The organism is Pseudomonas hormoni (assembly GCF_018502625.1).
Classification (GTDB): domain Bacteria; phylum Pseudomonadota; class Gammaproteobacteria; order Pseudomonadales; family Pseudomonadaceae; genus Aquipseudomonas; species Aquipseudomonas hormoni.
In genome coordinates, this window is sequence record NZ_CP075566.1 from 31,452 (window position 1) to 49,522 (window position 18,071).

General features: G+C 60.1%; 17 protein-coding genes and 1 pseudogene. 14 read left to right on the forward strand and 4 right to left on the reverse strand.

The annotated features are described in order from the left end of the window. The first annotated feature begins 68 nt into the window (after positions 1-68). Positions 69-1,382, forward strand: a complete 1,314-nt coding sequence (locus KJF94_RS00125; RefSeq protein ID WP_214380542.1) for an OprD family porin — start codon at positions 69-71, stop codon at positions 1,380-1,382. Positions 1,383-1,444: 62 nt separating this feature from the next. After that, on the forward strand, positions 1,445-2,884 hold the full coding sequence (locus tag KJF94_RS00130; RefSeq protein ID WP_214380543.1) for an amino acid permease: 1,440 nt from the start codon (positions 1,445-1,447) through the stop codon (positions 2,882-2,884). On the opposite strand, the gene KJF94_RS00135 is transcribed toward KJF94_RS00130, so the two are convergent. Beyond that, positions 2,825-3,709: a LysR substrate-binding domain-containing protein gene (locus KJF94_RS00135; protein WP_214380544.1), complete on the reverse strand. Its 885-nt coding sequence runs from the start codon at positions 3,707-3,709 to the stop codon at positions 2,825-2,827. The genes KJF94_RS00130 and KJF94_RS00135 overlap by 60 nt on opposite strands. Positions 3,710-3,931: 222 nt before the next feature. On the opposite strand from KJF94_RS00135, the gene KJF94_RS00140 reads away from it, so the two are divergent. Continuing rightward, entirely contained in the window at positions 3,932-4,696 is a 765-nt protein-coding gene (locus tag KJF94_RS00140; protein ID WP_214380545.1) for a sulfite exporter TauE/SafE family protein, read from the forward strand. Here KJF94_RS00140 and KJF94_RS00145 read toward each other — a convergent pair. Further along, positions 4,686-5,000, reverse strand: coding sequence for a putative quinol monooxygenase (locus tag KJF94_RS00145; RefSeq protein ID WP_214380546.1), 315 nt, complete (start codon positions 4,998-5,000; stop codon positions 4,686-4,688). The genes KJF94_RS00140 and KJF94_RS00145 overlap by 11 nt on opposite strands. Positions 5,001-5,163: 163 nt before the next feature. Between KJF94_RS00145 and mdaB the strand changes: the two genes are divergently transcribed. The 9 genes from mdaB to KJF94_RS00190 all read left to right on the forward strand — a co-directional run bounded on the left by mdaB (position 5,164) and on the right by KJF94_RS00190 (position 14,181). Next, positions 5,164-5,754: an NADPH:quinone oxidoreductase MdaB gene (mdaB, locus tag KJF94_RS00150; protein ID WP_214380547.1), complete on the forward strand. Its 591-nt coding sequence runs from the start codon at positions 5,164-5,166 to the stop codon at positions 5,752-5,754. A gap of 224 nt (positions 5,755-5,978) precedes the next feature. Further along, positions 5,979-6,890: a LysR family transcriptional regulator gene (locus tag KJF94_RS00155; RefSeq protein WP_214380548.1), complete on the forward strand. Its 912-nt coding sequence runs from the start codon at positions 5,979-5,981 to the stop codon at positions 6,888-6,890. A 103-nt stretch (positions 6,891-6,993) separates the two neighbouring features. Beyond that, on the forward strand, positions 6,994-7,887 hold the full coding sequence (locus KJF94_RS00160) for an NAD-dependent epimerase/dehydratase family protein (RefSeq protein ID WP_214380549.1): 894 nt from the start codon (positions 6,994-6,996) through the stop codon (positions 7,885-7,887). A gap of 204 nt (positions 7,888-8,091) precedes the next feature. Continuing rightward, the gene (locus tag KJF94_RS00165; RefSeq protein WP_214380550.1) at positions 8,092-9,537 is read left to right on the forward strand and encodes a SulP family inorganic anion transporter; all 1,446 of its coding nucleotides are present in this window, start codon (positions 8,092-8,094) and stop codon (positions 9,535-9,537) included. A 190-nt stretch (positions 9,538-9,727) separates the two neighbouring features. Beyond that, positions 9,728-11,077 carry a GntT/GntP/DsdX family permease gene (locus tag KJF94_RS00170; protein WP_090473933.1) on the forward strand — a complete coding sequence of 450 codons (1,350 nt, stop codon included), beginning with the start codon at positions 9,728-9,730 and terminating at the stop codon, positions 11,075-11,077. A gap of 15 nt (positions 11,078-11,092) precedes the next feature. Then, positions 11,093-11,953: a MurR/RpiR family transcriptional regulator gene (locus KJF94_RS00175; RefSeq protein ID WP_214380551.1), complete on the forward strand. Its 861-nt coding sequence runs from the start codon at positions 11,093-11,095 to the stop codon at positions 11,951-11,953. A gap of 1 nt (position 11,954) precedes the next feature. Then, on the forward strand, positions 11,955-13,412 hold the full coding sequence (locus tag KJF94_RS00180; RefSeq protein ID WP_214380552.1) for an N-acyl-D-amino-acid deacylase family protein: 1,458 nt from the start codon (positions 11,955-11,957) through the stop codon (positions 13,410-13,412). Between the two features lie 119 nt (positions 13,413-13,531). After that, positions 13,532-13,900, forward strand: coding sequence for a glyoxalase superfamily protein (locus tag KJF94_RS00185; protein WP_214380553.1), 369 nt, complete (start codon positions 13,532-13,534; stop codon positions 13,898-13,900). A gap of 68 nt (positions 13,901-13,968) precedes the next feature. Continuing rightward, positions 13,969-14,181 carry a plasmid stabilization protein gene (locus KJF94_RS00190; protein WP_214380554.1) on the forward strand — a complete coding sequence of 71 codons (213 nt, stop codon included), beginning with the start codon at positions 13,969-13,971 and terminating at the stop codon, positions 14,179-14,181. Between the two features lie 183 nt (positions 14,182-14,364). On the opposite strand, the gene KJF94_RS30450 is transcribed toward KJF94_RS00190, so the two are convergent. Both KJF94_RS30450 and KJF94_RS30455 read right to left on the reverse strand, forming a co-directional pair. Beyond that, positions 14,365-15,228 carry a methyl-accepting chemotaxis protein gene (locus tag KJF94_RS30450; protein WP_431768152.1) on the reverse strand — a complete coding sequence of 288 codons (864 nt, stop codon included), beginning with the start codon at positions 15,226-15,228 and terminating at the stop codon, positions 14,365-14,367. Further along, positions 15,223-16,284 (reverse strand): annotated as a pseudogene (locus tag KJF94_RS30455) (methyl-accepting chemotaxis protein); the annotation flags it as partial. The gene KJF94_RS30450 and the pseudogene KJF94_RS30455, both read right to left, overlap by 6 nt. Positions 16,285-16,540: 256 nt before the next feature. Here KJF94_RS30455 and pmrG point away from each other — a divergent pair. Together pmrG and KJF94_RS00205 are read left to right on the forward strand one after the other, a co-directional pair. After that, positions 16,541-17,212: a lipopolysaccharide core heptose(II)-phosphate phosphatase PmrG gene (gene pmrG, locus KJF94_RS00200; RefSeq protein ID WP_214380556.1), complete on the forward strand. Its 672-nt coding sequence runs from the start codon at positions 16,541-16,543 to the stop codon at positions 17,210-17,212. Between the two features lie 8 nt (positions 17,213-17,220). Next, positions 17,221-18,036: a phosphatase PAP2 family protein gene (locus tag KJF94_RS00205; RefSeq protein ID WP_214384667.1), complete on the forward strand. Its 816-nt coding sequence runs from the start codon at positions 17,221-17,223 to the stop codon at positions 18,034-18,036. Positions 18,037-18,071 lie beyond the last annotated feature (35 nt).

Sequence of the window (18,071 nt, forward strand, 5' to 3'; positions counted from 1 at the left end):
TCGGCAGCACGGCTTCGGTCGCCTCCAATAAAAGTTCTGTGAAAACACAATAATAAGGAGCACGCAGAATGAAACTGTCCCTCTGGCCTGCCTTGCCGCTCGCCATCAGCAGTTGCCTCGGTCAACTGGCCTACGCCGCCAACGACAATGGATTCGTCGAAGACAGCAGCCTGACCCTCACCAACCGTAACTTCTATTTCTATCGCAACAACCTCAACAATTCGGGCGCTCAGAATTACAGGGACGAATGGGCACACGGAATCATGCTCGACTACCGCTCCGGTTATACCCGAGGCACCGTGGGTTTCGGGGTTGATGCCTACGCGCAGTTGGGGATCAAGCTCGACAGCGGCAGGGGACGAACCGGCACCGGTTTGTTGCCGGTCGATTCCGACGGGCGTCCCGAGGATGAATATTCCGAAGCGGGGGGCGCGCTGAAAATGCGGATCTCGCAGACCGAACTCAAGTACGGCAACCTGACACCGCTCAACCCGGTGTTCGGCACCGGCAACGCGCGGCTGTTCACCGAACAGGCCACCGGTTTTCAACTGACCAGCAGCGAATTGAAAGGGCTGCTGCTCGACGCCGGGCACTTCACCTCCGGCAATGACAGTGCGTCGACCAATGGCGACGGCGCCCTGAAAGCGCTGTATGCCGGCGTGGAAACCCGCAGCGTCGATTACCTGGGCGGCAGTTATGCGCTAAGCGATCAGTTGAGCGTCAGCCTCTACGGTTCGCAGTTCGATGACATCTGGCGGCAATACTACGTCAACACCAACTACAGTTTTGCGCTCAGTGAAAACCAGTCCCTGAACCTCGATCTCAACCTGTACCGCACCGACGACACGGGCCAGAGCCTGGCTGGAAAAATCGATAACACCACCTGGTCGCTGGCCGCTGCCTACAAGGTCGGTGCACACCGGTTGACCCTGGCGTACCAGCGCGTCGATGGCGATGAGCCGTTCGATTATCTGGGTTTCGATCAACAGCCCGGCACTTCGATTTTCCTTGCCAACTCGATCCAGATCGTCGACTTCAACGCTCCCAACGAACGCTCCTGGCAATTGCGTTATGACCTCGACATGGCGCCGTTCGGCGTACCGGGCCTGAGCTTCATGTCACGTTACGTCAGCGGTGACCATATCGATGACAGCCACTACGACGGCGGAGCGAATGGCGCTTATGGACGCTACGGCAGTGACGGCAAACGCTGGGAGCGCGACATTGAAGCGCGTTACGTCGTGCAATCCGGCAAGGCGAAGGACCTGTCGGTGCGCGTGCGTCAGGCCAGTTTGCGTTCGACCGCTCAGGTGGCTCGTGCAGACACCACCGACAACAACGAAGTGCGGGTGATCATTGAGTATCCGCTGAGTATTTTCTGATCCTCACCGTAATCCCGACGACTTGCTCTCTTCAAGAAAGACAATATTCAGAGGCTTGAAAAATGACCGACAAAAGCGGTTTTGAAACGATATCCAACCGTGAACACGGCCTCAGGCGCCAGCTTACCTCGGGTCAGATGAGCATGATCGCCATCGGCGGCGCGATCGGCACGGGGCTGTTCATGGGCAGCGCCTACGCCATCGGCTACGCCGGGCCGAGCGTGCTGCTCAGCTACGCCATCGGCGCGATCATCACCCTGCTGTTGATGGGCTGCCTGGCGGAAATGACCGTGGCCCATTCGACCTCGGGTTCATTCGGCGCCTATGCCGAGTTTTACATCAGCCCGCTGGCCGGATTTCTGGTGCGCTACGCCTATTGGGCGGCCATCGTGCTGGCGGTCGGCACGGAAGTGACGGCGGTGGCGATGTACATGAAGTACTGGTTTGCCAACGTGCCCGAGTGGATATGGATCGTCTCGTTTTCCAGCATTCTGATCGTGCTCAACGCCATCAGCGTGAAGACGTTCGGCACCTTTGAATACTGGTTCTCGACCATCAAGATCGGCGCGATTGTCGGCTTCATCATCCTCGCGGTGTATGTGGTGTTCGGCTCCGGAAACCCGGAATACGGCGTGCACAATTACACCTCCCACGGCGGCTTTTTTCCCAATGGCCTGCAAGGGATGTGGATCGCAGTGATCGTGTCGATCTTCAGCTACCTGAGCGTGGAAATGATCGCGGTGGCCGCGGGGGAAGCGCAGGACCCGGAGCGCGCGGTGAAGAAAGCCTTTCGCGCGACCATCGTGCGGCTGGTGGTGTTTTACCTGCTGACCCTGGCGCTGATGTTGGCCATCGTGCCGTGGGTGCAGGCCGGTCACGCGCAGAGCCCGTTTGTCACGGTCATGCAGACCATCGGTATTCCGGGCGCTACCGGGGTGATGAATTTCGTGATCCTGATTGCGGCATTGTCGGCGATGAACAGCCAGCTCTACATCACCACGCGCATGATGTTCAGCCTGTCCCGTGGCGGCTACGCGCCAAAGTCCATGGGCGTATTGAGCAAGACCGGGATTCCGTTGAACGCTTTGCTGCTGTCGAGTTCGGGCATTGCCCTGGCGACCCTGCTCAACGTGCTGTACCCGGAAAGCTCGTTCACCCTGATGATGGCGATCTCCATGTTTGGCGCCATTTTCACCTGGTTCATGATCTTCCTGACTCACTACTGTTTCCGTCGCTATCACGAGCGCAACGGTGAGCGAAAACTGTCGTTCCGCATGCGCCTGTTTCCCTACAGCACGTTGTTGGGACTGGTGCTGATGGGCGCGGTGATGATCACGACGTACTTCACCGAGGCGTTCAAGATGACGCTGGTGTTCGGCGTGCCTTTCCTGGTGATCCTCTCGGTTGTCTACGGCCTGTTTTTCAGGAATTCAAAACCGGCTTCACTCGGTGCGCAACGCGTCGAGCAAGGCTCTGGCATAACCGGGCAGGCCAGTGAATGAGCGGGCGCACAACAACAGTTTGCGCTGTGCCCATTCTTCTTTCAGGGCGAAGCTCTTGAACGGTTGATCGACGGCCCGGCGCTGGATCGCCGCCAGCGGCACAATCGCCAGCCCGGCGCCGCGAGCGACCATGCGCATCACGCCGTCGAAGCCTTCCGCACGGATGCGGATTTGCAGGCGCATCCCTGCGTGCAGCGCCTGTTCTTCGAGGTACACCGACAATGCACTGTTGGCGCTCAGGCCAACGTAATCGTGATGCAGGGTGTCGCTGAAGTTCGGGGTCGCGCCGTTCGCCAGAGGATGGTCGGGCGGCATGATCAGCACCAGCGGATCATCGCGAAAGGGCAGGGTTTCGAGGGCGTGGGTGTCCACGGCGTCGGAGACGATGCCAAGGTCTGCAGCGCCCTGGCGCAGGGCGTGAGTGATACGGGCGCTGGGCAACTCTTGCAGGTCAATGTCGAGGTTGGGATGACGGCACAGGAAGTCCGCCAGCACTTCCGGCAGGTGCTCGGTGATCGCTGTGGTGTTGCACAACAAACGCACCTGACCTTTGACGCCTTTGGCATATTCGGCCAGGTCCTGCTGCATGCGTTCGGCCTGTTGCAGCAGGAGCCTGGCGTGTTGCGCCAGGGCTTTCCCGGCGGGCGTGGGGGTGACGCCGCGACGACCGCGTTCGAGAAAATCGATTCCCAGCGATGATTCCATGGCGCGGATTCGCGCGCTCGCGGCCGCCAGGGATAAATGGCTGCGAGCGGCGCCGGCGGTGATGTTGCCGGTGTCGAGGATGTTCAGGTAGAGGCGCAGGTCGGTCAGGTCGAAGTGCATCGGTACAGCCTCGGGAGGTGTGTTGTCTGGACGGACGCCTTCGCGGGCAAGCCTTGCTCCTACAGGTCATGCGGTGTCTGCGCTATCGCGTTCCTGTAGGAGCGAGGCTTGCCCGCGAAGGCGTCAGTTGCATCGATACATTCTTAAGCCTCTGCCAAAACAAGAGGCAACCTCAGTATATGGCAGATTTTCACACGGCCATTCCGGGCTCAGGATAGGCCCATGAATACACTCGCCGCGTTCTATCAAAACCTTGGTCTGGCCCTTTCACTGCTGGTCATCGCCACGTTCCTGCTGGCCGGGATGATCAAGGGCGTCATCGGCCTCGGCCTGCCCACCATCGCCATGGGCCTGCTCGGTCTGGCTATGGCGCCGTCGCAGGCTGCGGCCCTGTTGATCATTCCCGCGACTCTGACCAACGTCTGGCAACTGGCATTCGGCGGGCATTTGCACGGGCTGGTCAAACGGCTGTGGCCGATGCTGCTGGCAATCTTCATCGGCACCGGCGCCGGCACGTTGTGGATCGGCATGGCCGGCGGTCATTGGGTGGTGCGAGGGTTGGGCGCGGCGTTGCTGCTCTACGCGCTGAGCGGGTTGTTCCTGCCGACCTTGCGCGTCGGCAACCAGACCGAACGCTGGCTCGGGCCGCTGTGTGGCGTGCTGACTGGCGTTATCACCTCGGCCACCGGCGTCTTCGTGATTCCGGCGGTGCCGTACCTGCAAGCACTGGGTTTGAGCAAGGATGAACTGGTGCAGGCGCTGGGCCTGTCGTTCACCGTGTCGACCCTGGCACTCGCCGCCGGCCTGTTGTGGCGCGGTGCGCTGGGCGGTGGCGAGTTGAGCGCGTCATTGCTGGCGCTGATCCCGGCAGTGCTGGGCATGCTGCTCGGGCAGTGGCTGCGCCAGCGGATCAGCGCGGTGCTGTTCAAACGCGTGTTCTTCATCGGCCTCGGTGTGCTCGGCGGCCACTTGCTGATCAGCGGGTAGCGGACGACGGGCTGAGCATGTCGATGGCGCGGATCTCGAAATCCTGCTCCAGATATTCTTCGCGCTGCTCAAGGAACTGCTTCATGTGCGGCAGGTTCGAGTGCACGTCGAGGTGGGCCTGGGATTGCCAGATCTCGAAGAAGATAAACAGTGTCGGGTCCTGTTTGTCGCGCAGCATGTGGTACTCGATACAGCCGGGCTCGGCGCGGCTCGCTTCCACATAGCCACGGAAGAACGCTTCGAAGGCGTCGGATTTTTCCGGGCGGGTCTTGGCGTGCAGGATGAAGCCTTGCATTTCACTCATCAGAAAATCTTCTCAAGTTCAGAATCGGCGCAAGTGTATGGCAACAATCGCCTGTTGATTCGTGCGTATGAGTCAAATGAATTTTGTGAATTCAGGGCTTATTCCACGCGAGGCGGGCCATTAACCTGCCGCCATCCAATTTCTGACCCTTCCGAGATTTCTCATGAAAAAAGTCCTGTTGCTCAATGGCGGCAAAAAGTTTGCTCACTCCGACGGCCGCTACAACGCAACCCTGCATGAAGCCGCGTTGAGCGTGCTGGATCGCGGCGGCGTTGACGTGAAAACCACCTTCATCGACGAGGGTTACGACGTCGCCGAAGAAGTCGCCAAATTCCTCTGGGCCGACGTGATCATTTATCAGATGCCCGGCTGGTGGATGGGCGCACCGTGGACGGTGAAGAAGTACATCGACGAAGTCTTCACCGAAGGCCACGGCAGCCTCTACGCTAGCGACGGTCGCACCCGTTCCGATGCCTCGCAAAAGTACGGCAGCGGTGGTCTGGTGCAGGGCAAGCAATACATGTTGTCGCTGACCTGGAACGCGCCGCAGCAAGCCTTCGACGACCCGACCGACTTCTTCGAAGGCAAGGGCGTGGACGCGGTGTACTTCCCGTTCCACAAGGCCAACGAGTTCATCGGCATGACCGGTTTGCCGACGTTCCTGGCCGTTGACGTGATGAAGCGCCCGAACATCGAAGCCGATGTGGCGCGTTATGAACAGCATTTGAAAGAGGTGTTTGGCCTCAAGGCTTGAGGCTCGGCTACTATCGATGTCTTGAGCGGACGCTGATTTGTGGCGAGGGAGCTTGCTCCCGCTGGTGCGCGAAGCGGACCCCAAACCAGCGAATGCGGTGGATCAGGTGGACCATGCAGGCTGATTTTACGACGGCTTCGCCGCCGAGCGGGAGCAAGCTCCCTCGCCACATCAGGTTTCCTTTGCACAGTGAAATGGCGCAGGACTATCGATAAGGGACACACGTGAAAGCCAGATCCGATGAGTTGCAGATTTTCGTCTGCGTGATTGAGTGCGGGTCCATTTCAGCGGCGGCCGAGCAGGTCGGACAAACGCCTTCGGCGGTCAGTCGCACACTGTCGCGGCTGGAGGCCAAGCTCGACACCACACTGATCAACCGCACCACGCGACGCATGGACCTGACCGAGGAAGGCAAGTATTTCTTCGAGCACGCCAAGCTGATTCTCGATCAGATGGACGAACTCGAAGAGCGCCTCAATTCACGCCAGCAAACCCCGTCCGGGCGCTTGCGGATCAACGCCGCCTCGCCATTCATGCTGCACGCCATCGTGCCGTACATCGACGAATTTCGCCGGCTCTATCCGGACATTCAGCTGGAACTCAACAGCAACGACCTGATCATCGACCTGCTCGAACAGAGTACCGACATCGCCATCCGCATCGGCACCCTGGCCGACTCGACCCTGCATGCCCGTTCGCTGGGTTGCAGTCCGCTGCACATCGTCGCCAGCCCGGCCTACCTTGAGCAACACGGCACACCGATGGTGGTCGAGGAGCTGACCGGGCATGCGCTGCTGGGCTTTACGAATAACGAAGGCCTCAACCAATGGCCGTTGCGCTATGTGCACGGTGATCGCTGGCCGATTCAGGCGTCGATCAGCGCGTCCAGCGGCGAGACGATCAGGCACCTGGCGCTGGAAGGCCAGGGCATTGCCAGCCTGTCGCATTTCATGACCATCGACGACATCCGCGCCGGGCGCCTGAAGGTGCTGCTGGCGGATTTCAACAGCGGCTATCGCCAGCCGATCAACGCGGTGTACTACCGCAACTCGCAACTGGCCCTGCGGATTCAGTGCTTCCTGGACTTCATCCAGGGCAAGTTGGCGGTGTACGCGAACTCGGATTTCAAGGGCTGATTCGTGATCCCTGCGCAAGAGTGAATTGGGCCAACGGGGATTTTTCGTCAGTGATGACTGCTTGATACTCGTTGCATCACTTATTCACGCAGGGAGTTTCTCCATGAACGTATTCGTTACCGGCGCTGCCGGTTTTATCGGCGGCTCCATCGCCACAGGCCTGGTCCGCGCAGGCCACACGGTCACCGGCCTGGTGCGCAGCACCGAACAGGCCAATGAGTTGGGCGTTTTGGGCATCACCCCGGTCGTCGGCACTCTTGACGACAGCGCACTACTGGCCGACCAGGCCCGCGCTGCCGACGCCGTGATCAACGCCGCCAGCAGCGACCATCGCGGTGCGGTGGAAGCCTTGCTCAATGCCTTGCGCGGCTCCAATAAAGTGTTCCTGCACACCAGCGGTTCGAGCATCGTCGGCGATGCGTCGGGCGGTAAATCCAGCGACGTCATCTATTACGAAGACAGCCTGCCGGAACCGACGGTCGACAAGGCTGCACGCGTGGCCATCGACAACCTGATTCTCGCTGCGGCGAAAGACGGGGTGAACTCGGCCGTGATTTGCAACACCCTGATCTACGGCCACAGCCTGGGCGTCAAGCGTGACAGCGTGCAATTGCCGCGCTTGTTGAAACAGGCGCGCAAAAGTGGCGTGGTGCGTCATGTTGGCACCGGCCAGAACATCTGGTCCAACGTGCATATCGAAGACGTGGTGTCGCTGTACTTGCTGGCGCTGACCAAAAACGTACCGGGTACGTTCTACTTCGTTGAAAGCGGTGAAGCGTCGTTCATCGACATGACCACGGCGATTGCTGAGGCGTTGAATCTGGGTGAGCCGCAAGACTGGCCGCTGAAAGATGCCGAGGCCGAGTGGGGTTATGAGATGGCCAACTATGGCTTGGGTTCCAACAGCCGGGTGCGCGGCGAGCATGCGCGGGAACTGCTGGGCTGGGTGCCGAAGCGGACGTCGGTGGTTGAGTGGATTCGGGACGAGATGGTTTGAGTTCGCTCTAGGCCGCGTCATCGTTCTTCGCGGGCAAGCCATGCTCCTACAGGTTTTGCGTCGTTCACCAAATTTGTGAACGACGCAAAACCTGTAGGAGCATGGCTTGCCCGCGAATGCGATTCTGAAGTCCCAACAACTGGCCGGGCCGTGCTCATTTCCGTAACATCCGCTCCCCTCTCTCCCTGCTGTGTCCAGTCCCCCATGAAACCAAAACGTCTGCGCGCCGATGTCCTGGCCGGACTCACCACCTCATTCGCCCTGCTTCCCGAATGCATCGCCTTCGCGCTGGTGGCCCACCTCAATCCGTTGATGGGGCTTTATGGCGCGTTCATCATTTGCACCCTGACCGCGTTCTTCGGCGGGCGGCCGGGGATGGTCTCCGGTGCGGCCGGTTCGATGGCGGTGGTGATCGTCGCGTTGGTGGTGCAGCACGGTGTGCAGTACTTACTCGCGACGGTGTTGCTGGGTGGCCTGATCATGCTGGCGTTCGGGTTGCTGAAACTGGGCAAACTGGTACGCATGGTGCCGCACCCGGTGATGCTCGGCTTCGTCAACGGCCTGGCGATTATCATCGCGCTGGCGCAACTCGAACACTTCAAAAGCGGTGACACCTGGCTCAGCGGCACGCCGTTGTATGTGATGACGGGGCTGGTGGCGCTGACGATGGCAATTGTCTATCTGCTGCCGCGCCTGACGCGTGCCGTGCCACCGGCATTAGTGGCGATTCTGGGGGTGGGGCTGGCGGTTTATCTGCTCGGCTTGCCGACCCGCACGCTGGGAGACATGGCGCACATCGCTGGCGGCTTGCCGACGTTTGCGTGGCCGGACATTCCCTGGACGCTGGACACACTGCGCATCATCGCGCCTTACGCGATCCTGATGGCACTGGTCGGCCTGCTGGAAACCCTGCTGACCCTGAACCTGACTGACGAAATCACCGAAAGCCGCGGGTTTCCGGACCGCGAATGCGTGGCGCTGGGCGCGGCCAATATGGTTTCCGGTGTGTTTGGCGGCATGGGTGGTTGCGCGATGATTGGCCAGACCGTGATCAACCTCAGCTCCGGAGGGCGTGGCCGGTTGTCCGGCGTGGTGGCCGGTGTGCTGATTCTGCTGTTCATCCTGTTTTTATCACCCTTGATCGAGCGCATTCCGTTGGCTGCGCTGGTCGGGGTGATGTTCGTGGTGTCGCAGCAAACCTTCGCCTGGGCTTCGCTGCGGGTGGTGAACAAGGTGCCGCTGAATGACGTGCTGGTGATCGTCGCGGTGACGGTCATTACCGTGTTCACCGATCTGGCCACCGCCGTGTTGTGCGGGATCATCATTGCCGCGCTCAACTTCGCCTGGCAGCAGGCTCGCGAGCTGTATGCCGACAGTCACCTCGAGGCCGACGGCAGCAAGCTTTACCTGCTGCATGGCACGCTGTTCTTCGCCTCGACGACACCGTTTCTCAACCAGTTCGACCCGGCCAATGACCCGGCCGTGGTGACGATTGATTGTCGTCACTTGAGTTTTGTCGACTACTCGGCCATCGCCGCGCTCAAGACTTTGCGCGAGCGCTACGCCAAGGCCGGCAAGCACCTGCGTGTGCTGCATCTGTCTGAGCGCTGCAAGAAACTGCTCAAGCGTGCACGGGTGAGCCACGACTGAGGTCTCGCTCCCACAGGGAAGCGGATGAAAATCCGCCTTCCTGATTTTCATATTGACCGACCTCGCATACCTCTCAGCGACAACCCTTACCCCTGTACGAAAATTACTTTCACCTCGTTTGAATATCGCGCCTCGAAATGTTTTAAGAGTTTCACAAAACTTTCGACGTGACCCTTTCGAGGAGTACCGCATGACCCTGTCCTTCGGCTATTGGCTGCTGGTGTATGCCGCCATCGCCATCATTGCCCTGATCGTTCTGATCGCCCGTTACCGACTCAATCCGTTCATTGTCATCACCCTGGTGTCCATCGGCCTGGCGCTGCTGGCCGGCATGCCGCCGTCCGGCGTGGTCGGTGCGTACGAGGCCGGCGTGGGCAAAACCCTGGGGCATATCGCGCTGGTGGTGGCGCTGGGCACGATGCTCGGCAAGATGATGGCCGAGTCCGGTGGCGCCGAGCAGGTGGCGCGGACCCTGATCGACCGTTTCGGCGAGAAGAACGCGCACTGGGCGATGGTCTGCATCGCCTTCCTGGTCGGGCTGCCGTTGTTCTTTGAGGTCGGTTTTGTGTTGCTGGTGCCGATCGCCTTTACCGTGGCGCGGCGCGTCGGCGTGTCGATCCTGATGGTCGGTCTGCCGATGGTCGCCGGGCTCTCGGTGGTGCATGCCTTGGTGCCGCCGCACCCGGCGGCGATGCTGGCGGTGCAGGTCTATCAGGCGTCGGTGGGGCAGACGTTGATGTACGCGATTCTGATCGGCATTCCAACGGCGATCATTGCCGGCCCGCTGTACGCCAAATTCATCGTGCCGCGCATTCAACTGCCGGCGGAAAACCCGCTGGAGCGGCAGTTCCTTGAGCGTGAACCGCGCGACAGCCTGCCGGGTTTCGGCATCACCATGGCGACCATTCTGTTGCCGGTGGTGCTGATGCTGATCGGCGGCTGGGCCAACCTGATTTCCACGCCGGGCAGCGGCTTCAACCAGTTTCTGCTGTTCATCGGCAACTCGGTGATCGCGCTGCTGCTGGCGACCTTGCTGAGCTTCTGGACCCTCGGTATTGCCCAGGGCTTCAACCGCGAATCGATCCTCAAGTTCACCAACGAATGCCTGGCGCCGACCGCCAGCATCACCTTGCTGGTCGGTGCCGGTGGCGGGTTGAACCGGATTCTGGTGGACGCCGGGGTCACCGATCAGATCGTCAGCCTGGCCCATGAATTTCACCTGTCGCCGCTGCTCATGGGCTGGCTGTTCGCCGCGTTGATGCGCATCGCCACCGGCTCCGCCACCGTGGCCATGACCACGGCGTCGGGCATTGTCGCGCCGGTGGCCATTGGTCTGGGCTATCCGCATCCGGAGTTGCTGGTGCTGGCGACGGGCGCCGGGTCGGTTATCTTTTCCCACGTCAACGACGGCGGCTTCTGGTTGATCAAGGAATACTTCAACATGAGCGTCGCCCAGACCTTCAAGACCTGGACCGTGCTGGAAACCATCATTTCGGTGGTCGCCTTCGCGCTGACCGTGGGTCTTTCTTACCTGATTTAACCGGAGCCGCCTGCCATGGACATCCTCTACCAGATCCGCGCCCGTCAGGATTCCTTCAGCGCCGGCGAAGGACGCATCGCTCGGCTGATGCTTGACGACGTAGGATTTGCCTCTGCCGCCAGCCTCGAGGAGCTGGCGCTGAGAGCGGAAGTCAGCACCGCCACGCTGTCGCGCTTCGCCCGCACCGTGGGTTGCCGGGATTTGCGGGACTTGCGTCTGCAGCTGGCTCAGGCCAGCGGCGTCGGCAGCCGTTTTCTCGACCCGGCGGGCACGCCCGACCAGTCGGCGTTCTACGGGCAGATCGTCAGCGATATCGAGTCCACTTTGCGCCAGCATCTGTCGGCGTTCGACGAGTCGCGCTTCGCCGACGCGGTGAAGTTGCTGGGCAAGGCGCGGATGATTCACGCGTTTGGCATGGGCGGTTGCTCGACCTTGTGCAGCGATGAACTGCAAGTGCGGCTGGTGCGATTCGGCTACCCGATCTCGGCGTGCCACGACCCGGTGATGATGCGCGTCACTGCCGCCAGCCTGGGCGCGGAACACGCGGTTATCGTGTGTTCGCTGACCGGCATCACTCCAGAATTGCTCGAAGCCGTCGCGCTGGCGCGCAACTACGGCGCTCGGATTGTCGCCATCACTCGGGCCGACTCGCCGCTGGCGCAATTGGCCGATGTGCTGCTGCCGCTGCAAGGCGTCGAAACCTCGTTCATCTACAAACCGACGGCGGCGCGCTACGGCATGCTGCTGGCCATCGACGTGCTTGCCACCGAGCTGGCGCTGGCCAATCCTGAAGACAATCAAGAGCGTCTGCGGCGAATCAAGCTCGCCCTCGACGATTACCGCGGCGGCGACGATCACTTGCCGCTGGGAGACTGACATGATGTACGACACGCTGATTCGCAACGCCCTGATCATCGATGGCAGCAACGCCCCCGGTTACCCCGCCGACGTGGCGATTCTGAACGGTCGCATCGAGCGCATCGGCGACTTGCACGATGCCACTGCCACCGAAGAAATCGACGCCGCTGGCCGCGTACTGGCGCCGGGTTTCATCGATGTGCACACCCACGACGACACGGTGGTGATCCGCCAGCCGCAGATGCTGCCCAAGCTCAGCCAGGGCGTGACCACCGTCATTGTGGGCAACTGCGGGATCAGCGCTTCGCCAGTGAGTTTGAAAGGTGACCCGCCAGACCCGATGAACCTGCTCGGCACTTCGGCGGCCTTTGTTTATCCGACATTCAGCGACTATCGTGCAGCGGTCGAAGCGGCGAATACCACGTTGAACGTCGCCGCACTGGTGGGCCACACCGCGCTGCGCAGCAATCATCTCGACGATCTGTTCCGCACCGCTACGCCGGATGAAATCAGCGCGATGCGCGAGCAACTGCGCGAAAGCCTTGAAGCGGGCGCGTTGGGTTTATCCACAGGCTTGGCCTACGCCAGCGCCTTCTCGGCTTCCACCGATGAAGTGATGCAGCTGACCGAAGAACTGGCGGCATTCGGCGCGGTGTACACCACCCATTTGCGCAGCGAATTCGAGCCGGTGCTGGAAGCCATGGACGAGGCGTTCCAGATCGGCCGCCACGCGAAATCCCCCGTGATCATTTCCCACCTCAAATGTGCCGGCGCCGGTAACTGGGGACGCAGTCCGCAATTGTTGGCTTCGCTTGAGGAGGCGGCGAAAACTCATCCGGTGGGCTGCGATTGCTACCCCTACGCCGCGAGCTCTTCGACCCTGGACCTCAAGCAAGTCACCGACGCCCATCGCATCACCATCACCTGGTCCACACCTCATCCGGAACTGGGTGGACGCGATCTGATGGACATCGCCGCCGAATGGGGCGTATCGCTGCTCGATGCCGCCCGCCGACTGCAACCGGCTGGCGCGGTGTATTACGGAATGGACGAGAACGATGTGCGAAGAATCCTCGCGCATCCACTGTCGATGGTCGGCTCTGACGGACTGCCGGAAGACCCGTTTCCGCATCCTCGCCTGTGGGGCGCATTCCCACGCGTACTCGGGCATTTCAGTCGCGACGTCGGGCTGTTTCCGCTGCACACGGCGGTACACAAAATGACCGGGTTGTCCGCGGCGCGATTCGGTTTGAAGGAGCGGGGTGAAATCCGTGAAGGGCATTGGGCGGATCTGGTGTTGTTCGATCCTCAAACCATTCGTGATGTTGCGGATTTCAATGATCCGCAACGGGCGGCGGAAGGCATCGACGGCGTATGGGTCAACGGTGTGTTGAGTTACAGCGAAGGCCAGGCGAGCGGTAGAAGGGAAGGGCGGTTTTTGGCCCGGGAAGGGAATTTGCGTGACGGGTTTCAGTAACGATTCCGAGTGCTGCGTCGCAGTGGTGGCACATTGCAATTAAAGAAAGCCATCGCCAAGCCGAAGCGCTGACACTAGCCCGGCTACACTCTGGGCCTTTCCAGTCTGGGAGCAACTTCATGAGCTTCGGCAAAACCACCCCGATCCTGCGGATCTTCGATGAAAACAAGGCCGTGGAGTTCTACGTCGACTTCCTCGGTTTCAAGATCGACTGGCAGCATCGTTTCGAGCCGAATTTTCCGCTGTACCTGCAAGTCTCCCGGGGTGAATGCGTGCTGCATTTGTCAGAGCATCACGGCGACAGCACACCGGGTTCGGCATTGCGCATCGAGACGGATGAGCTGGAGTCGTTTCAGCAGCAGTTGCTGGCCAAGGAATACACGTTTTCGCACCCGCAGATTCAGGCAATGCCGTGGGGCAGCCAGGACATGACGATTGCCGACCCGTTCGGGAATCGGTTGGTGTTTACCAATGCGATTAGTGTGTAACGCGGCAGGAAAAATCGCGCCTGGTGATAGTGTCGTCCGTTCAATTTCGACGAGCACAGGAGGCGCTTATGGCCAGCATTACCATTGGCAATCTTGATCAACTGATCTACGAGCAATTGCAAATCGCGGCAGACAGTAATTGTCGTTCGGTAGTAGAAGAGGCTCTCTTTATTTTGAAGAAAGCTCTTGATCAGGATGGTCGTGCTTGTAGTTTGGGGACTCGAATCAATAATCGATTCAGAGAAAATGGCGGTACCGAGTTAGATCTACCCCTTCGCTAAGGGCGTGCGGTGAATGCAAGGCTAGGGGGTTGGTTCCAAGTATCCGTTGTATGTTCGATTGCATTCGCGGGCAAGCCTCGCTCCTACAGGTTTAGTGTCGTTCACATCCTCTTCGAACGACACTAAACCTGTAGGAGCGAGGCTTGCCCGCGAATGGATCTTTCATTCACCGCGAAGTGAATGTCAGACGCGGAAATGGCTGACCATCATCTGCAACTGATTACCCAACCGCGCCAGTTCAATACTGGATTTAGCGGTCTCGTCGCTGGCGGCGGCGGTCTGTTCGGACACGTCGCGCACGTTGATGATGCTGCGGCTGATCTCTTCAGCCACGGCGCTTTGCTGCTCGGCGGCGGCAGCGATCTGCTGGTTCATCGACTGGATGTTGGACACCGTGCGGGTGATGTTTTCCAGCGACACACCGGCCTTGCGGGTCAGGGCGACACTGCTGTCGGTGAGGGCGCGGCTGTTGTTCATCACCGTCGACACTTGTTGCGTGCCGTTTTGCAGACCGGCCACCAGGCCTTCGATTTCCTCGGTGGATTTCTGCGTGCGCTGTGCCAGGCCACGGACCTCGTCGGCCACCACGGCAAAACCACGACCGGCTTCACCGGCACGGGCCGCTTCGATGGCCGCGTTGAGCGCCAGCAGGTTGGTCTGTTCGGCCACGGCCTTGATCACGTCCATGACGCTGCCGATTTTGTCACTTTCCTGTTGCAGCACGCTCATGGCTTCGGTGGAACGCGCCACTTCGCTGGCCAGACGTTCGATCTGGGCAATGGCTTCGTTGACCACCTTGTCGCCTTCGCGAGCTTCACCGTCAGCGGCGGCCGCGGCTTGCGAAGCTTCTTCGGCGTTGCGCGCGACTTCCTGCACGGTGGCCGTCATTTCGTGCATGGCGGTGGCCACCTGATCGGTCTCGATCTTCTGGCTGTTCACACCGGCGCTGGTTTGCCCGGTCACGGCCGACAGTTCTTCGGCAGCGCTGGCGATCTGGGTAACGCCGTCGCGGATGCCGCTGATCAAGTCGCGCAGGGTCACGCCCATGCGCGCGATGCCCTGCTGCAACACACCGAGTTCGTCGCGGCGTGTCACCTTGACGTCTTGGGACAGGTCGCCGCTGGCGATGCGTTCAACCACCGCCAACGTGTCGCGCAGCGGGCCGGTGATCTGACGGGTGATGATCACGGCGGCAATGACGCCCACCAGCAACGCCAGCAACGTGCTCATCAGTTGTAGGGTGCGGGCTTGTGCGCTTTCGGCGTCACGGCGGTCGAGCTGGATCTGATACAGCTGCTCGCTGAGGGTCACGATCGCAGCACCCTGATCCGTCATCTCCTTGCGTGCCTGCACCGCATCGATGCTCGCGGTCTTATAGGCCTGCAAAGCGCTGCGGTAATTGCTCAACGCCGTTTCCAGCTGACGCAGGGCGTCCAGCTGAGTGTCGGCGAAATGCACATTCAGTTGTTTCAGGCTGGCGATGGCCGCGTCCAGTTGGCCGACGGCTTTCTGCTCGGTCTCGGCGTTAGTGGTCGCGGTGTAGCCGCGCACTTCGTAGCGGGCCAGCAGGAACGCTTCCCTGGCGGCCGTGATGGCCTGGAATTGTTCGAAGCGCTGGTCGCTCAATGGCATTTGCTGCACGTAGGTACTGATGGCATTGATCAGCGTATTCGCGGTTTCCGCGTTGGCACCCATGGCATCGCGGGCGCTGTTACCAGTGCGGTAGGCGCTGCGCATTTTGTTCAGGGACGTCTTGTAGGCCTCGATGACAGCGCCTTGCTCTTTGAGCAGCTTGAGGTTTTCCGGACTCTTGAATTTCACCAGCAGCGCTTGCTGCTGGGCAGAGAACGCGTCAAGGGTGGTCTGTACGTTCTGTGCGGCGGTTTCGTCGCCGTTGGTCAGCATGTATTGCAGGCGAACCACGCGCAGTTTGGTCAGGCCGGCATTGAGCTGGGTGATATCGCTCATCCAGTTACTGCGGTCAATCAAGCCGCCCAGGCTTGTCCAGCCGGTCAGGGCGAGGACGCAGGTCAATGCCAGGACCAGGCCAAACCCCAGGCCCAGTTTCATGTTCACGCTGATGTTACCGAACCAGCTATTCATCAAATTCCTCCAGGAACGTTGCGCTTTATGTCGTCGGTTGGCTGGAAGATTGTTGTTTTTGGTAGCCAAGGATGTGTAACAGGTCTGTATCGGCAGCAATCACGAGAGCTGAAAGGATTTTGTCGGAGCGATGTGTAACAAGGTTTTTGCGGGCGGATTAAGCTTTTTTTCACATCGGTTTCACCGCTCGCCGACGCCAGGCTCTCTACCCTCGCGGCATCGAATCAAGTGATGCATGCCGGTGAGGCGGCCTGATGTGGAACTGAGACTGAGTCTGTTCGGGATAACGCGCTCGATTGATCTGAGCCGTTTTGCCCGCTATCGAAATACCGCGGTGGTGCTGGCCTCGGTGCTGCTGGTGATTCCGTTGACGGTCTGGCTGTTGCGGCCTGCCGCTGTGCCAGACCTGGCCCACGGCAATGTGGCCGGCGCCCGGGCGTTACTGACCGGCTGGGCCAAGGGCGACCTGATTGTGTTGGTGCGTCATGTCGAGCGCTGTGATCACTCCAAAGCCGCGTGCTTGAGTGGCAATGACGGCATTACCGATCGCTCTCGCAGCGTCGCGGTGAGTGTCGGTGCGCAGTTTGAACAGTTGGGGTTGGAAAAGGCAGACATCTACAACAGCCCGATGATTCGTACCGCACAGACCGCCAGCTATATGTTCAACAAGGTTGCCGCCAATGAAGACTGGTTGATCAGCTGCAAGGGCACGATGCTGCGCGATGCCCTGGCGCACAAAGTGGCGGGTCGCAATCTGATTCTGGTGACGCACAGCGAATGCATGGCGCAGATTGAGAAAGACCTCAAGTTACCTGCTGCCACCCTCGGTTACGGCGCCTCTTTATTTATCTCCACCACCACATCACAGGCACCACAAATGCTCGGTTTCATCGAAGCTTCCGACTGGCGCACGGTGACCACCCAATGAGTAAGTCCATGCGCTTTTACTGCGTCAATTTCGGTATTCCGCTGGCCTGCGCAGCCGTGGTTTTCCTGTTGTTCGACATGACAAAAATCGACATCGCGTTCAGCAATCTGTTTTTTGATCCGGTGACCCAGACCTTTCCGCTCGATCAGGTTCACTTCTTTGAAAAGCTCACCCACAAGTGGGCGCGCATCATTCCAAACTGGACCGCTGAACTCGCTTTGATCGGCGCGATGCTGTCTTTTGTCTGGCCGCTGATCAACCCACAGAAGTATCCGCGTCTGGGCCGTTTTCTGGAGCAGAGCAAGGCTGCCTCGGTGCTGCGATTTACCCGCGACCATCGTCGGGACTTTCTGTTTGTGGTGTTTGCGTTTGCCATTTGCACCGGCGTGATTCATTTCCTCAAGTCGCACACCAGCGTGTATTGCCCGATTGAAACGACCCTCTACGGCGGGAAAGTTGCCCATATGGAGTGGTACAGCAACTTCCAGCTGTTCAAGGAAGCCGGCGATGGCCGCTGCTGGCCGGGCGGGCATGCTTCGGGCGGGTTCACCATGCTTGCGCTGTACTTTGTTGCGCGCCGTTACCGCTGGCGCTACTCGAAAGCGCTGATGTACGGCTCGCTGCTCCTCGGTTTCGTCTACGGTACGACACGGGTTCTGCAAGGCTGGCACTACATGTCCCACACCTTCTGGGCCGGGATCTTCGTGTGGCTGGCGTGTTTGCTGACCGCGCTGGCGTTTTACGGGCGAGCGCGCCTGGATCTGCCGGTTCTGCAAAAACAGAAAGAACCGGTCGTTTTGATACAGTCGACCAGCCTTTCCTGAAGGCAAAAAAAAGCCCGCGGGAGGGCGGGCAAACC

What these genes read in the sequence shown, in the direction of transcription:
- KJF94_RS00170 (WP_090473933.1), top strand. Translation starts at nt 9,728, where the DNA reads ATGACCCTGTCCTTCGGCTATTGGCTGCTGGTGTATGCCGCCATCGCC.
- KJF94_RS00125 (WP_214380542.1), top strand. Translation starts at nt 69, where the DNA reads ATGAAACTGTCCCTCTGGCCTGCCTTGCCGCTCGCCATCAGCAGTTGC.
- KJF94_RS00175 (WP_214380551.1), top strand. Translation starts at nt 11,093, where the DNA reads ATGGACATCCTCTACCAGATCCGCGCCCGTCAGGATTCCTTCAGCGCC.
- KJF94_RS00145 (WP_214380546.1), bottom strand. Translation starts at nt 5,000, where the DNA reads ATGAGTGAAATGCAAGGCTTCATCCTGCACGCCAAGACCCGCCCGGAA.
- KJF94_RS00190 (WP_214380554.1), top strand. Translation starts at nt 13,969, where the DNA reads ATGGCCAGCATTACCATTGGCAATCTTGATCAACTGATCTACGAGCAA.
- KJF94_RS00135 (WP_214380544.1), bottom strand. Translation starts at nt 3,709, where the DNA reads ATGCACTTCGACCTGACCGACCTGCGCCTCTACCTGAACATCCTCGAC.
- KJF94_RS00180 (WP_214380552.1), top strand. Translation starts at nt 11,955, where the DNA reads ATGATGTACGACACGCTGATTCGCAACGCCCTGATCATCGATGGCAGC.
- KJF94_RS00130 (WP_214380543.1), top strand. Translation starts at nt 1,445, where the DNA reads ATGACCGACAAAAGCGGTTTTGAAACGATATCCAACCGTGAACACGGC.
- KJF94_RS00165 (WP_214380550.1), top strand. Translation starts at nt 8,092, where the DNA reads ATGAAACCAAAACGTCTGCGCGCCGATGTCCTGGCCGGACTCACCACC.
- KJF94_RS00160 (WP_214380549.1), top strand. Translation starts at nt 6,994, where the DNA reads ATGAACGTATTCGTTACCGGCGCTGCCGGTTTTATCGGCGGCTCCATC.
- mdaB (WP_214380547.1), top strand. Translation starts at nt 5,164, where the DNA reads ATGAAAAAAGTCCTGTTGCTCAATGGCGGCAAAAAGTTTGCTCACTCC.
- KJF94_RS00140 (WP_214380545.1), top strand. Translation starts at nt 3,932, where the DNA reads ATGAATACACTCGCCGCGTTCTATCAAAACCTTGGTCTGGCCCTTTCA.
- KJF94_RS00205 (WP_214384667.1), top strand. Translation starts at nt 17,221, where the DNA reads ATGCGCTTTTACTGCGTCAATTTCGGTATTCCGCTGGCCTGCGCAGCC.
- KJF94_RS00185 (WP_214380553.1), top strand. Translation starts at nt 13,532, where the DNA reads ATGAGCTTCGGCAAAACCACCCCGATCCTGCGGATCTTCGATGAAAAC.
- KJF94_RS30450 (WP_431768152.1), bottom strand. Translation starts at nt 15,228, where the DNA reads ATGGGCGTGACCCTGCGCGACTTGATCAGCGGCATCCGCGACGGCGTT.